Origin of the sequence: Nocardioides alcanivorans (genome assembly GCF_021555175.1) — a bacterium.
GTDB lineage: Bacteria > Actinomycetota > Actinomycetes > Propionibacteriales > Nocardioidaceae > Nocardioides > Nocardioides alcanivorans.
In genome coordinates, this window is the sequence record NZ_JAKGRW010000018.1 from 1 (window position 1) to 14,237 (window position 14,237).

Consider the following 14,237-nt stretch of genomic DNA (forward strand, 5'->3'; position numbering starts at 1 on the left):
CCAAAAACAAACCAGTTACGCCGTTTTCGTGATGCCGTTTTCATGCGCACACTCGCCAAACGTCTGGTGGAGCTTACTGACTCGCCGGGGCGTATCGACCTGACCTGGCGTTTCGGCCGAGATCGCGCTGATGGAACGTGCGCATGATGCGCGCATTGCTGCGCGACGGGCGCGCCTCAAGACTGCGGGATCGAGACTCAGCCTGTAACGTGTTTATGCCACGGAGCCGCCGAGCTTTCTCTCGCGAGTTCAGTAGTTGCCGGCCGACGACAACGAGATCGGAGCGCCTGCTTCCGGGCCGTGCGCCGGCGCCGAAGGCACGCAGGGAAGCCGCGAACGACCTGAGACGCCGATCTGGAAGCTGCCCGGAGCGCTGAGAAGGCAGATTGCCGGGGGGCCGAAATAGCCGCCGCAGCGGACCGGTTCAGACCTGAGCTGGTCGATTGCTGACCGACTTGCCAGCGACGCGTCGCGTGCGGGGCTTCCGGCGCGGAGGGTGCTGGCGGAAGGGAGCCTGCGAAGTACCCGGCGCTCGGTCACGGTGGAGCCGACTGGTGGGTGAGCCACACCGATGGCGCGGGCGCTGCTGGCCGGCGACCGCCCTCGAGTGCGCGACGCGCTTGCAGTTGGGCCCAACGAGGCCGACACTCACAACTCCGGTCGGTTCGTCTCGATAACTCAACCAGCACGACGCAGTGGCTCAGCGGTGGGCGCCAGGTCTGAACTCAGCGCAGACGCGATGGCGAGCGGAATACCCCGGCCAATTTTCCGGTTGCCGCACAGGGGCTTCGGTCGTCGCCCCTGACGGCGCGATACTCGCTTTTTAGTATGGACTGACCTGATACATGAGCGCGTCGTCAATTTGTTGCGATCTTACAGTACTCGAGGCATGTGGTGTCGGCCTCGCCAGTTTACCGAAGGCTTGTGCCTGTTTCTAGCCTACCTTTCGCATGAAATCTTACCCCTGAGTGCCATCAGTTGGTGCGGCGCGTTCGGCTGACAGGTCGGTCGCGTGTTGGCGTAGCCAGGGGTCGAGCTGCGCGACATCGCCATCGATCGCCGGCATAGAGCACCATCGCACGGATGGTGCCGCTGGTGGCGGTGATCGTCGCCGGATCATCAGCGCCTGACCGTTACACCGCGCAGTGCACTTTCTTGAGCTGCGCGTTCGGGCGGGCGCCATGCAACGGTGCAGATGCGACGGTTGCCGCCGCACCCACGATCACGAGGGACAGCGCAATCGGCGATCTTTCAATACGATTTGTTGTGTGCCGGTGACTCGCGCGGGCGCAGAAGGGAGTTGCCGCTGCACAATCTGCCACACGCCGGACGGCCACACCGAGCGCAAGCTGCCCGAGAGTCTTCACACGGCCGGCCTCTTCCCGTCTCGAGGATGCCGGCGGGCCACGACAGGCCGAACTGACGTGGCCGTCGCCGGACACTGCCGCCGCTGATGCCGGTGCCTCGATGGCCGTCGAGAGCCACAGCTGAAGAACAACCTCGACATGCTCGTAGGGCTGGCTCTGCATCGTCAGCCTGGCTGTTTGTGTAACTCCGCCGAGAATTCTGCCGCGGGGGTCCGGGCGAAAGGTCTGAAGTTGTAAGGCGGCCAGCACCAGCTGATCAGGTCGGCGATCTGTCGCGACCTCCGAAGGGGGGGGGGCTGACATCACACCTGGACCACGGCTGGCGAAAGCCGCAGCATCGTCGCGCTGTGCTGGCCCTGGGCGACGTCGTGCCGCTGCGTTGCCGGAAGTCGACCACGGCAGTGTATGCCGATTCGGTGAAGGCGCTGCTGTGCACCACTGCCGGCGCCCCGCGGCCTCCGGCATCGCTCACTCACGAGGGCGTAGCGCGCGGGTCTCCCACGCGACAGCGTGCATTTGCCGCGCATGACTCGACGCCGGCTCCGGTCCACACTGAGGACGGCCGGGCGGAGGCCGGCTGTCACCATCCGGTTCCAAGGCCACGCGCCGGCGCGGCGTAGGCAGGCGATTAGCGACCGAGGGAGAGCGATAGCGGCCACTCGCCGACTCCGTTCTCTCCACGATGAAAGTTTATGTGGAGCCGGCAGCTGGGAGTAGTGCCTCTATCGGTGCCCCCCGATGCCCGTTCGGCGCCGCGGCGCTGCGGGTCGGCATGCCTTGCCAGCTGCCATCGGGATGGCCAGAGCTTCTCGGGGAGCGCTTTCGAGATTTCGATAGACTCGGCAATGAAGGGCGATACCGCGGCTGTCGTCTTCGCGTGCTGTTGCCGAGAGTTTCGACGTTCGGGCCGGGGCGGCAGCCAGCCGAGCGAGGGTCGCGGCTGCGGCGACGCCTTCGAGGCGGTCGTCGTCGTGCAGGTCTCGTCGCGGACCAGCCACCAGGCGTTCGGTCGTGCCGAAGACGTCGGCCGAGCAGCCGTCCTGCCGCCTGCGAGGCGCGCAGTCAGCGCTCGCCACGCCGCGGGCGTCTGACACGACATGTTGATGACGAGCCGGGCCATTTTACCCCCTCGTCCGGAGCTGGCAGTAGTGCCCTGCTCGGGGAGGTGGCCCCTGTTGAGGCGGGAGGCCGGATCGCCTGCGACGCCACACACGACCGACTGGGATCGGCGTAAATAATGGCAACTTGTCGGGCCGGGCCGATTGCCGGTCGGGTACCGGCGTGCCTGCGCAGCGCGCCTCCGCGTCGCCTCGTTCACTGCGGTCGCCGCGCGTGGGCGAGCGCCGCCAATTCGGTTTCTCCAACTGACGATGCGGGCGATGTAGCCGGTGAGCTGGCGATCGAGCGGGCGCTCGATGCCGGCGGTGAACACGTTTGCCGCCGCCTGCGCGCTGTAGCGCGATCCGCTCGCGCAGCGCTGCGGCGGAGTCGGCAGCTGGGCGGCCACGCTGACAGCCGGGAGACGCCGATCTCGGCCGAGCCCTCGTCTCACATTTGTCCCGCCCGCGGTTTTCCGGCCGCAGCCCGCGATTAGGGGCCGGTGATCGCACCGGGTGAGTGCCAGTCGAGCACGGCCGGCATCTGCCTACAAATAAAATGGCTGTTTCGCTCCCGAGTGCCTGCTTATCAGGGTCACCGGCTCACCAGCGGCGGGGCACATGCTCGGCGCCGAGTGCGAGCTCGTCGAAAACCCGACTGGTACGAGGCGGTTGTTTCTGCGCGGAAAAGAGCCGATGGGGCGCGACCTGACCGTGACGGAGTCACCGGTTGCCGCCGTGCAGCGCACGTTTGCCGTTTTTCACCCGTTTGCCTGGATGGAGCGGGCGGACTGGCCATTGTTTTTCTGAAGCTTAGTAGCCGTAAGACGCCGCCGTCCACCACGGCGATCGGGCAGGGCGTGAGCGCAGCCGCCAGTGACATAGCCTGCACTGCGGACAGATGCGGGTTTGGCGAAGCTGCCGCAGGCAGGGCGGTCAGCTGACAGATGCCAATGAGCGTCGGCGAAGAAGCGGCCGTGCCACAAATGCCCTGTGGGGTACGCTGCCGCCGTTCACTCCCTTCGCCGGCCAACATACGCCTGCGCTCAATGGTATTCGCAGTTCACGGAGGGAAATAAAATGAGCGAAGTCGCGCTACTCATGGGATACTGCCGCACTGTCGTACGCTTCAGTTGTCGGGGTCGCCGATCGTCGGTGTCTGCCGCTGGCGGACTTAACCTTCAGATCGTTGGAGTCGGCGCGCGCCGCTTCATGCCTTCTTACTGGCGTTTTGCAACCTGGATGACCCGAGCTCGGCGAACGCGCCTGCCGCTTGCTGCCCGCGCATCTCCTTCTCCGTTACTGGGTCGTATGATCAGCGTACGGCGGTTCGCAGGCTGTGTCATCAGCCGCGGCCACGAGCACCTGGGCGGCGCGCTCGCCGAGCGGTAGCCGGCACGAATGCGGTGGCTGACCTAACTCACTGACGTGGGAGAGGGCGATCGCGGAGTGCCAGGCGCCTCGGCTGCCGAGCGGATCAGTCGCCATCGGCCTCGCGCGAGCTGGCCGACACGACGGAGCGCCCTTCGTCGAGCCGTTGCGCCGGGTACGCTGTGTCGAAGACCTTCGATGATCAGGGAGAGCGCCTGCGGTCGCGTTCTTCACTGGTCACGTCGACGGCGCTGTAGTTGAGGAACGGCCCGCACCGCTGCTCACGTGCGCCATCGAGCTCGGCCAGCCTGCGCGAGCGTCGGTCCGTCTTCCTCGGCATCGACGCGTGGGACTCGACATCGGCTCCAGCGGAGTCTTCCTCGACCATACCGCGGCGCCGTTGGCGCGGACCGGTACGTCGAGGCAGGTCGACGCCCGGCCTGCTCGTGAGGACATTTCGTCGTCGCTTCCACCGGCGTCGATCGCATTCACAGCCTGCGCAGTCGTCTGGCGGCGTGGCGATCGCGGCATCGATAAGACGTCCAGCCGGCTCGCCGGCGGTGGCCTCGACATTCAGCGCGATCGGCCTGCACCTCGGTTCGCTCTTGTCGCCGTTGTCGGCGAGGAGCCGGCAGACGAGCGCCGGGTCGGGCGCCGACGGCCGGCGGCGGGCTCGCCGCCGAGCCGCAGCCCTACCAGCGCCGACGCTCGATCGGTCGATCGCTTCGCGGCCGGACGGGCTTCGGCGGATGGACGATGCTCGTTGGTATCGTCGGCGGCACGCCACGGAGCGGTAGGTCGCTTCGAGCTGTCGAGGGCTGGTTCTACATCTGGCGCTTCAATTCTTACCATCGATCGCTGGTTAGCCGCCGCGGTGAAGATCGTCTGCTGATCAGGGCGGTCACCGCCCTGGCCTGATGCCCCGCGCGTCACGTCGAGACCTGATCTCTCGATCACAGTTTACGCCGGCCTGCAGCCGCACAATGGCGCGACATCGGCCGTCTTTGCCGTTTTTGCCGCCGAGCAGCCTACCAGGCCGCGGGCATAGCTGCGCCACACGAATGCCGGAGATCGGCACGTCACGCGCATGCTGAGCAGGTCGGCGGCGGCTACACTGAGCGGGTCGCGCTCTCTCGAAGGAGCGGGACATCGCGGCGATGTAGGGCAAAAAGCTGTCTGCCGGGGAGAGCACCGCTCGTCGCCCCGCGCTTCCGGCCCGGCCTCCTGGAGATTGCGCTGTTTGGCGATTTGTCGGTGGCGGCCGACACAGTTGCTGCCTCCGAACTCCTGTCGACACCGACGATCTGCGGTTGTCCTGTCACGAGTTGTCACGTCTTCACCTCGACGACACTCGCCGATCTTCCAGCAGCGAGAGGCCGAACGCCGCCATCGAGGTCGAAGACGAGGATGGTCTGTCGTTGCCGGGAGCCAGCGCGGCGGTGGGCAGATGCGCGAGACGTTGAGGCCTCGCGATCTTCGTCGCTAGCGGGTCATGCCACAGCAGCAGATTCGGCGATCGCCGGTCGGCCTACGCCGGAGGGGGCCCGGCGTGCTTCACGAGCTGCGCCGTCCGCTGGGGCGCGAAGTCCTTGTCGCCGATGTTTTTCCGCCGGCGCGTGGCGGCCGACCGGCGGGATGGCGGTCGACATTGGTACGCTTGGCGACTTCAGCGACGAGGTCTGCCGAGTTCTGGCGAAGGCGACCGACGGGGTGCGGTGCCGGGCGCCTTCTCTGCAGCGATGACGGTAATCGACTCTCCTGCCACCACCGAGCTGCGGCGTCGATGCGCTGACGCGGCCAATGGGACGCCCTGCTCGCCTGCGCTTGCCGCGATGTGAATATCACAGGCGGTCGTCCGTCACATATTGAAGCCGTCGACGACAGCCTCAACGATATTTGGCGCCTGGATCCAGATTTTCTGGCACTGATGAAACACGCGTCGCGATCTGCGCCGTCGCCACCGCCGGCGACCGCCGGCGGGAAGGGTCAGCGGGGGACTGGCGCTGGTCGGTTGCAGGTGACGACGAAGCGGCGGCCTCGCGCCCGTCTCGCGACGAAGAAGGAGAAATTCTTAAAAACAGCGCTCCCGCTCTCTCACTCGGCGTCGTCGGGGGGCAGCCGGAATCGCGCGGTACCGACCGACCCGGTCCCGGCTGGAACATCGGATCGTTCGGAGTGAGCGCGCAGAGAACTAGACCCGGCGGAGCTGCCGGAGTTTTCGATGACGGTTATGTATGGCTGTACCATGGACCCAGGCGATGACCGACTTGGTCGGGGACGGGGGGCGCAACCGGGGTTGAGTGCACCCATCACGGCGCCTTCGGTCACCAGGCGGGCGCCTTGCCGCTGGCGACCGATCGCACCTGCGGCGTCGCGGCGGTAGTCGAGAGCAGCTGACGTCGTTGATCCGCTCGATCGCGTCGCAGATCCATGAACGGCGCCAGGAGGTGACTCCAGGGGCGACGCGCCGACACGGGCCTTCAGGCCCTGCACCAGCGCCTGCTTCGATTGCCTGGATGTACGGTTGTGTCGGCGCGCCGCGACACCGGCGGCCTGACCCTCGGCGAGGTCGCCCAGCCAGGGCCAGCGGTCGAGGCCACGAGGTAGATGGTTGCGTGGAACGCAGCCAGTCGCCATCCCGAGCAGTTGACTCATAGCCGGCGCGGTCACGCTGAAGGCGCACCAGGCCGTCGCCCGGAGTTCTCGGCGCGCCCTGGCGGGCGCGGGTCCGCCGACAGGTGTCGTGCAGATCGTCTGTTGATTCCGCAGGTGCCGGGCTTGTTCATGCCTGCCGATTGGGCGTGGTGCGGTGATAGTCGACGACCTGTCCGTCGGCCGCCGCAGCGCCGATAATGCTGACGCTGACGTACAGCCCGAGCTTCTTCGCGAAGATCGCGAACATCGGCCACATGGTCGTCGTCGGACGGAGCGAGCCGACATCAATGCAGTATCGTCGCCCATGAACTGCACTTACGGACGTGCCCAGCAACGCAGCCTGTGCCGACGATTTCGCGGTTCTCAGCTGGTCAGTGGAGTACGCGCGGCGCCGACGTCACCGAAAAGACTGGGCTCCGAGCAGGTGGCAGGCCGGGTTTACGATGACTTCGCCCTGCGAATCCGTCGTCGCCGAGGTCGCCCGCTTCCCTGCACCGAGCTACCGCCACATCGATACCGCGCAAGATGGCTATAACGAGCAGGGCGTCGGCGAGAGGCGTGCATCTTCCGGCAGATGACGATGTGTTCATCACGAACAACAACATTGCTGATCTGCACGGGCATTTTCGACGAGTCGCTCGCGATGGCCTTCACCGATTCACTGGCTGATGATGAGATCACGAAACCTCGACGCGCGATACCGAGTTGTCCAGATCGGTCTCGAGCTTCCATCACTGGCGGAAGAGACGGGATTTCACCAGTCGAGGCGCACTCGGCTTCGACAGCCGAGGTCGCGCCAGCACCGCGCGCGGCGTGGTCAATGAGCTTCAGGCGCGGCGCGGCGATCCGGTGGCGGCGACGTCGGGCCAGGTACCGCGCCATCTTCCAGCGCGGTGACATCGTCTTCGGGAAGACGATGTCACCGCGCTGGAGATGCCAGCGCAGGGCCACCTGGGTCTCGCTGCGCCCGACCCGGTCGGCGATCGCCTTGACCACCGGATCACCCGTCACCGCGCCACGTGCGATCGGCGACCAGGCCTCGGTGAGTACGCCGCGCGCTGCGTTGGCGGCGCGGACCTCGGTGTTGTCGAAGTAGGGGTGCACCTCGACCTGGTTGACCGCCGGGACGATCCCCGTCTCGTCGATGATCCGCGCCAGGTGATTGGGCTCGAAGTTGGAGACACCCACCGATCGGACCCGGCCGTCGGCGACCAGCTCGGTCATCGCGCGCCAGGTCGAGACGTAGTCGCCGTCGTACTGCGTGGGCAGTGGCCAGTGGATCAGGAACAGGTCGATGCGGTCGAGGCCCATCGTCGCGAGCGACTCGTCGAAGCTGCGACGGACGTCGTCGGGCCGGTGGTGCGGGTTGTTCAGCTTGGTGGTCACGAAGACCTCGTCGCGCGAGATGCCGGAGGTGCGCACTGCTTCGCCGACGCCCTGCTCGTTGCCATACATCTGCGCGGTGTCGATGTGGCGGTATCCGACCTGCAGGGCGCGGGAGACGACCTCGGCGGTCTCGAACGGGTCGATCTTGAAGGTGCCGAAGCCGATCTGCGGGATGAGGTGTCCGTCGTTCATCGTCAGGGCGGGAGTCGTCATGCGCCCAGCCTGCCACCTGTGCTCGGAGCCCAGTGCGCCTCGGTGACGTCGGGCGCGCCGGCGGTGGCGGTGTAGCTCCGCAACCAGGTGGGGCGGATCGCGACGACCGCGAAGTCGTCGTCGAGGGCACGGGAGCCGGGAAACTGCTCGTTGTAGGCGCGTCCGTAGTCGCCACGCAGTTCACCATGGGCGACGGCGGCCACACCTTCGATCTGCACGGTGGTGTCGTCGCTCCATCCGACGACGACCGCGACGTGGGGGTCGTGGCCGATGTTCGCGATCTTCCGCGAAGCTCGGGGCGCGTCGAAGATCAGCGTGCCGTCGTCCAGCGCCGCGAGGCCGACGAGGGCCGCTTCGGGACGCCCGGAGTCGTCGACCGTCGCCACCACGCCCAATCGGCAGGCGCGGACGAACGCGGCCACCGCCTCGGGGCTCGCAGGATCAACGAACATCTGCACGACGCTACCCGAGCTCGACGGACCGCATACGTAAGGTTGCGGGCGCTGCCGAGAGGCTCCGGGCGATGAGAGAGGGCGCCATGACTGCGCCGGTGGGATATCTCGTGACGGTGGCGCTCGCTGCCTGGTGCACCTTCTTCGCAGTGGTCGCTCCGCGCCGGCCGTTGCTCGTGGGGAGGGTCAGCTGGCTCTTCGGGATGCTGATCAACGAGCTGCCGTTCCTGGCCATCTACTACCTCGTGGCCTCGACCGCGCTGGCCGCGGCCGAGGGCGACCTGGACTCGCCGAGTGGCAGGGCCGCCGCCGGAGTTGCGGTCGCAACCCATCGCCGGCCTGGCCGTCGCGGCTTGGCGGGGGTGCGGACCGACCGGGCAGTCGAGCAGGCGCTGGTGCAGGGCCTGGGGGCCGACTGGCGGGCCCGTGTCTCGGCGCCACTGCGGCGCCATCGCCCCTGGGGTCGCATCCTGCTGGCGCCGTTCGTGAGATCGCGACGCGACGTCGAGCGGATCAACGACGTCAGCTATGGCGACGCCGGGCGCAGGCACCTGCTCGACATCTACCGACGCCGCGACGCCCCGCAGGACGCGCCGGTCCTGGTCCATTTCCACGGTGGCGGCTTCACCAGCGGCAAGAAGAGCCATGAGGCACGACCCCTGTTGACCAGGCTCGCGAGTCAGGGGTGGGTGTGCATCAGCGCCAACTACCGGTTGCGCCCCAGGTCCAGTTCCCCGACCATCAGATCGACGCCAAGTCGGTCATCGCCTGGGTCCGTGAGCACGGCCATGCATATGGCGCCGACTCGTCGAAGGTGTTCGTGTCCGGCAGCTCCGCCGGGGCAAACCTGGCAGGTCTCTGCGCGCTCACTCCGAACGATCCGATGTTCCAGCCGGGATTCGAGTCGGTCGACACCACGGTCGCCGGCGCGATCCTGCTCTACGGCTACTACGGCCGCCAGTTCGGGAAGCGCCCGAGGGGCCGCCTTCGGAGCTCCAGCCCCAGGGATACGTCCGCGCGGGGCGCCGCCGCTCTTCATCGCCCACGGGACGAAGGACGGGTGGGGCACCGTCGAGGGGCCCGCCACTTCGTCGTCCGCCTGCGAGCCGTCGGAAACACGGTGGTCTATGCCGAGCTCCCCGGTGGCCAGCACTCGTTCGACGTGTTCCACTCGCCTCGGTTCGAGGCGGTCGTCGACGGAGCTGAAGCATTTGGCGCTTGGGTCCTGCGCGACTCCTGACCCGCGCGTGAGCCCTCGCATGTCCGCTACAGCGTCCGGTGCCGGAAATCCTCTCGGATCCGGGAATCTTTCGAGCCAGAGTGTCGTTGGAACCATCAGATAACCTGAGTCGATGTGACTCAACTAATGTGACGGAACGACCACCACTGTGGCAGACTGTTCACATCGCGGCCGTGAACACTTGGAAACGGGTGCTCGCAGCCGCCCCAGACCAGAGCAGGAACACGAGTAGGAGATCCCATGGCCCGCGCAGTCGGCATCGACCTCGGCACCACCAACTCGGTGGTGGCCGTCCTCGAAGGTGGAGAGCCCACCGTCATCGCAAACGCAGAAGGCGCCCGTACCACCCCGTCGGTGGTCGCCTTCGCCAAGTCCGGCGAGGTCCTCGTCGGCGAAGTCGCCAAGCGACAGGCGGTCACCAATGTCGACCGCACCATCCGTTCGGTCAAGCGCCACATGGGCACCGACTGGAAGACGAACCTCGACGACAAGGACTTCACGCCCCAGCAGATCAGCGCCTTCGTGCTGCAGAAGCTGAAGCGTGACGCCGAGGCCTACCTCGGTGAGCCCGTCACCGACGCGGTCATCACCGTCCCCGCCTACTTCTCCGACGCCCAGCGCCAGGCCACCAAGGAAGCCGGTGAGATCGCGGGCCTCAACGTCTCGCGCATCGTCAACGAGCCCACCGCTGCCGCGCTGGCCTACGGCCTCGACAAGGGCGACGACCAGACCATCCTCGTCTTCGACCTCGGTGGCGGCACGTTCGACGTCTCGCTGCTGGAGATCGGCGAGGGTGTCGTCGAGGTGAAGGCCACCTCCGGTGACAACAGCCTCGGTGGTGACGACTGGGACAACCGGATCGTCGACTGGATGGTCGACAAGTTCAAGGCCGGCAACGGTGTCGACCTCGCCGCCGACAAGATCGCCAAGCAGCGTCTCCAGGAGGCCGCGGAGAAGGCGAAGATCGAGCTCTCCTCCTCCAGCGAGACCCAGATCCACCTGCCCTACATCACCCACGGCGAGTCCGGTCCGCTCCACTTCGAGGAGAAGCTGACCCGCTCGGAGTTCCAGAAGCTCACCGCCGACCTGCTCGAGCGCACCAAGGCGCCGTTCCAAGCCGTGCTCAAGGACGGCGGCGTGCCGATCTCCGGCATCGATCACGTGGTGCTCGTGGGTGGTTCCACCCGTATGCCCGCCGTCTCCGACCTGGTCAAGGAGCTGCTCGGCGGCAAGGAGCCCAACAAGGGCGTCAACCCCGACGAGGTCGTCGCGCTCGGTGCGGCCCTGCAGGCCGGCGTGCTCAAGGGTGAGGTCAAGGACGTGCTGCTCCTCGACGTGACCCCGCTGAGCCTGGGCATCGAGACCAAGGGCGGTGTGATGACCACCCTGATCGAGCGCAACACGACGATCCCGACCAAGCGCTCGGAGATCTTCACCACCGCTGACGACAACCAGCCGTCCGTGGAGATCAAGGTCGCCCAGGGTGAGCGCCAGATGTGGGCCCAGAACCAGCCCCTCGGCAACTTCGAGCTGACCGGTCTCCCGCCGGCTCCGCGTGGCGTGCCGAAGATCGAGGTCACCTTCGACATCGACGCCAACGGCATCGTCCACGTCTCCGCCAAGGACCACGCGTCCGGCCGCGAGCAGTCGATGACCATCTCGGGCGGCTCGGCGCTGAGCAAGGACGACATCGACCGCATGGTCAAGGAGGCCGAGCAGTACGCCGCCGAGGACGCCGACCGTCGCAAGGCCGTCGACGCCCGCAACCAGGCCGACAGCCTCGTCTACACCACCGAGAAGTTCCTCACCGACAACGGCGACAAGATCCCCGACGAGGTGAAGACCGAGGTGCAGGCCGACCTCGACGCGCTGAAGGCCACCTTGGAGAATGTCGAGGCCACCGCCGACGAGCTCGAGGCCGGCGTCAGCAAGCTCGGTGAGTCCAGCCAGAAGATGGGTGCCGCGATGTACGCCGCCGCCGAGGCCGACCAGGCCGCTGCGGGTGGCACCACCGGGAGCACCGGTGAGGCCGACGACGACGTCGTCGACGCCGAGATCGTGGACGAACCCACCGAGGGTGACGACAAGTGACGAGCTCTCACGAGCAGGAGCCGGCCGGGGCGTCCCACGACGCCTCGGCCGACGCCGAGGTCATCGGCGAGTCCGCTGACACCAGCGGCGCCGCTGACATGGTCGAGGAGGGGCTCCGCTGGAGCCCGGCGACGTCGACCTGGTCGAGGAGTCCCGCACGTCGATGCCGAGGAGCAGGCAGACCCGCTCGCACGGGCCAGGGCCGAGCTCGATGAGCGCACGGCCGACCTCCAGCGGTTGCAGGCCGAGTTCCTCAACTACAAGCGCCGTGTCGAACGTGACCGGGACCTGATCAAGGAGAACGCGACCCACAAGGCGCTCTCCCCGATCATCGAGGTGCTCGACACGATCGACCGTGCCCGTGAGCACGGCGAGCTCGACGAGGGCTTCCGTGCTGTCGCCGACCAGCTTCAGCAGGCCGTGGCGAGCCAGGGCCTGATCCGCTTCGGCGAGCCGGGCGACGCCTTCGACCCCAACCTCCACGACGCCCTCTCCCACATCGGTGAGGACCCGGAGGTCGAGGTGACCACCGCCAAGGTGATCGTGCGCGCCGGCTACCGCTTCGGCGAGCGGGTCGTGCGCGCCGCCCAGGTGCTCGTGGCCGAGCCCGCTGGCGGCTCCGCGGCAACCGACGCGGGCTGATGACCGCAGCCGTACGGCGGTGCTCGGGCACCGCCGTACGTAGTCAGAAACTGCAACGACCAACGGAGAAGGAGGTGCGCGCATGACTGCCGGCAAGGCCGATTGGGCAGGCAAGGACTACTACGCCGAGCTCGGGGTCTCCAAGGACGCAAGCGCCGAGGAGATCAAGAAGGCATACCGGAAGCTGGCGCGCGCCAACCACCCCGACTCCAACCCCGGTGACACGGCCAAGCACGAGAAGTTCAAGTCCGTCGCCGAGGCCTACGACGTCGTCGGCGACCCCGACAAGCGCAAGCAGTACGACGAGATCCGCAGCATGCCCATGGGCGGCTTCGGGGGTGGCGCGGGCGGCTTCGACCTGAGCGACCTCCTCCGTGACCGTGCAGGTGCCGGTGGGGGACTGGGCGACATGTTCGGCGACCTCTTCGGCGGGGGTGGACGACAGCGCGCTCGGCGCCCCCGCAAGGGCGACGACGTCGAGACCACGGCCACCATCAGCTTCACCGACGCGCTCGACGGCGTCACGATCAGCTTGCGGCTGACCAGCGACTCGCCCTGCAGCACCTGCGGCGGCAGCGGCGGCAAGCCCGGCACCAAACCCCACATCTGTCCGCAGTGCGAGGGCTCCGGCATGGTCGCGGCCTCCGCTGGCGGTGCCTTCACACTCAACGAGACCTGCCCGTCGTGTGGTGGACGGCAGCTGGTCTACGACGAGCCGTGCCCCACCTGCTTCGGCTCCGGGCGTGGCCAGTCCGCCCGCTCCATCCAGGCGCGCATCCCGGCTGGGGTGAAGGACGGACAGAAGATCCGGCTGCGCGGCAAGGGCGGCTCGGGCGAGAACGGCGGCCCCGCCGGTGACCTCTTCGTCACGGTCAAGGTCACGCCCCATCGGCTCTTCACGCGCAAGGGTGACAACCTCACCCTCGACGTACCAGTCGGGTTCGACGAGCTCGCACTCGGCGCCGAGATCAAGGTGCCCACCCTTGGTGGTGCACCGGTGACCCTCAAGATCCCTGCAGGCACCCCCAACGGGCGCACCTTCCGGGTGCGTGGCAAGGGGCCGAAGCGGGCCGACGGCACCAACGGCGACCTGCTGGTCACCGTCGAGGTGCAGGTGCCGGCCGTGCTCGACGACGCCACCCGGAACGCGGTCGAGGCCTATCGTGAGGCTGCGGCCGGAAAGCCGTTGCGCAGCAACCTCTTCGAAGGGAGTTGAGTCGGATGGAGCGCCCGGACCCCGACATCGGCGTCTACGTGATCAGCGTGGCCGCCCAACTCGCCGGCCTCCACCCGCAGACGCTGCGCACCTACGAGCGGATGGGGTTGATCCTTCCCCAGCGCACGGGCGGCGGCGGTCGTCGCTATTCGCACCGTGACGTCGAGAAGCTCCGCTCGATCGCCGAGCTCACCGCGAGTGGCATCGGCATCGAGGGCGTACGCCGCATCGTCGAGTTGGAGAACCAGGTGGCGGCGCTCGCTGCACGCAACGATGACCTGGTGAACGAGCTCGAGGCGACGCGGGGAGCCCTTGCGCAGGCACTGAGTGCCACCCGACGTGTCAGCCGGCCCGACAACAAGTTGCCGGTGCTGCGCACGCCCGATCCGGGTCAGTCGGTCGTGGTGTGGCGTCGCGGGCGTTGACGCCACCGCGGCCTCCACCTCAACGGGAGCCACCTCCCGAATGAGCGGGGGCGCTGCCAACATCTCCTCGGACGCGGTCTTC

General features: G+C 67.4%; 9 protein-coding genes and 1 pseudogene. 7 read left to right on the forward strand and 3 right to left on the reverse strand.

The features are described 5' to 3' along the window. Positions 1–2,212: 2,212 nt before the first annotated feature. Positions 2,213–2,458: a hypothetical protein gene (locus L1066_RS10085; RefSeq protein ID WP_235736201.1), complete on the forward strand. Its 246-nt coding sequence runs from the start codon at positions 2,213–2,215 to the stop codon at positions 2,456–2,458. 627 nt (positions 2,459–3,085) lie between these two features. After that, positions 3,086–3,274 (forward strand): hypothetical protein, encoded by a 189-nt coding sequence (locus L1066_RS10090; RefSeq protein WP_235736202.1) that lies wholly within the window; start codon positions 3,086–3,088, stop codon positions 3,272–3,274. A 763-nt stretch (positions 3,275–4,037) separates the two neighbouring features. On the opposite strand, the gene L1066_RS10095 is transcribed toward L1066_RS10090, so the two are convergent. The 3 genes from L1066_RS10095 to L1066_RS10105 all read right to left on the reverse strand — a co-directional run bounded on the left by L1066_RS10095 (position 4,038) and on the right by L1066_RS10105 (position 8,541). Then, the gene (locus L1066_RS10095; RefSeq protein ID WP_235736203.1) at positions 4,038–4,223 is read right to left on the reverse strand and encodes a hypothetical protein; all 186 of its coding nucleotides are present in this window, start codon (positions 4,221–4,223) and stop codon (positions 4,038–4,040) included. A 2,705-nt stretch (positions 4,224–6,928) separates the two neighbouring features. Then, the gene (locus L1066_RS10100; protein WP_235736204.1) at positions 6,929–8,089 is read right to left on the reverse strand and encodes an aldo/keto reductase; all 1,161 of its coding nucleotides are present in this window, start codon (positions 8,087–8,089) and stop codon (positions 6,929–6,931) included. Next, positions 8,086–8,541: a pyridoxamine 5'-phosphate oxidase family protein gene (locus tag L1066_RS10105; protein WP_235736205.1), complete on the reverse strand. Its 456-nt coding sequence runs from the start codon at positions 8,539–8,541 to the stop codon at positions 8,086–8,088. Before L1066_RS10105 ends, L1066_RS10100 begins: the two co-directional genes overlap by 4 nt. A 203-nt stretch (positions 8,542–8,744) precedes the next feature. On the opposite strand from L1066_RS10105, the pseudogene L1066_RS28535 reads away from it, so the two are divergent. The 5 genes and pseudogenes from L1066_RS28535 (at position 8,745) to L1066_RS10130 (ending at position 14,155) form a co-directional block, all read left to right on the forward strand. Continuing rightward, a pseudogene (locus tag L1066_RS28535) lies at positions 8,745–9,781 on the forward strand (alpha/beta hydrolase). A gap of 240 nt (positions 9,782–10,021) precedes the next feature. Continuing rightward, entirely contained in the window at positions 10,022–11,872 is a 1,851-nt protein-coding gene (dnaK, locus tag L1066_RS10115; protein WP_235736206.1) for a molecular chaperone DnaK, read from the forward strand. A 93-nt stretch (positions 11,873–11,965) separates the two neighbouring features. Next, complete coding sequence (gene grpE / locus L1066_RS10120) at positions 11,966–12,514, forward strand: nucleotide exchange factor GrpE (protein WP_235736236.1); 549 nt, start codon at positions 11,966–11,968, stop codon at positions 12,512–12,514. An 82-nt stretch (positions 12,515–12,596) separates the two neighbouring features. Beyond that, positions 12,597–13,730 (forward strand): molecular chaperone DnaJ, encoded by a 1,134-nt coding sequence (dnaJ, locus tag L1066_RS10125; RefSeq protein ID WP_235736207.1) that lies wholly within the window; start codon positions 12,597–12,599, stop codon positions 13,728–13,730. Positions 13,731–13,735: 5 nt separating this feature from the next. After that, positions 13,736–14,155, forward strand: coding sequence for a heat shock protein transcriptional repressor HspR (locus tag L1066_RS10130; protein ID WP_235736208.1), 420 nt, complete (start codon positions 13,736–13,738; stop codon positions 14,153–14,155). Positions 14,156–14,237: the final 82 nt, after the last annotated feature.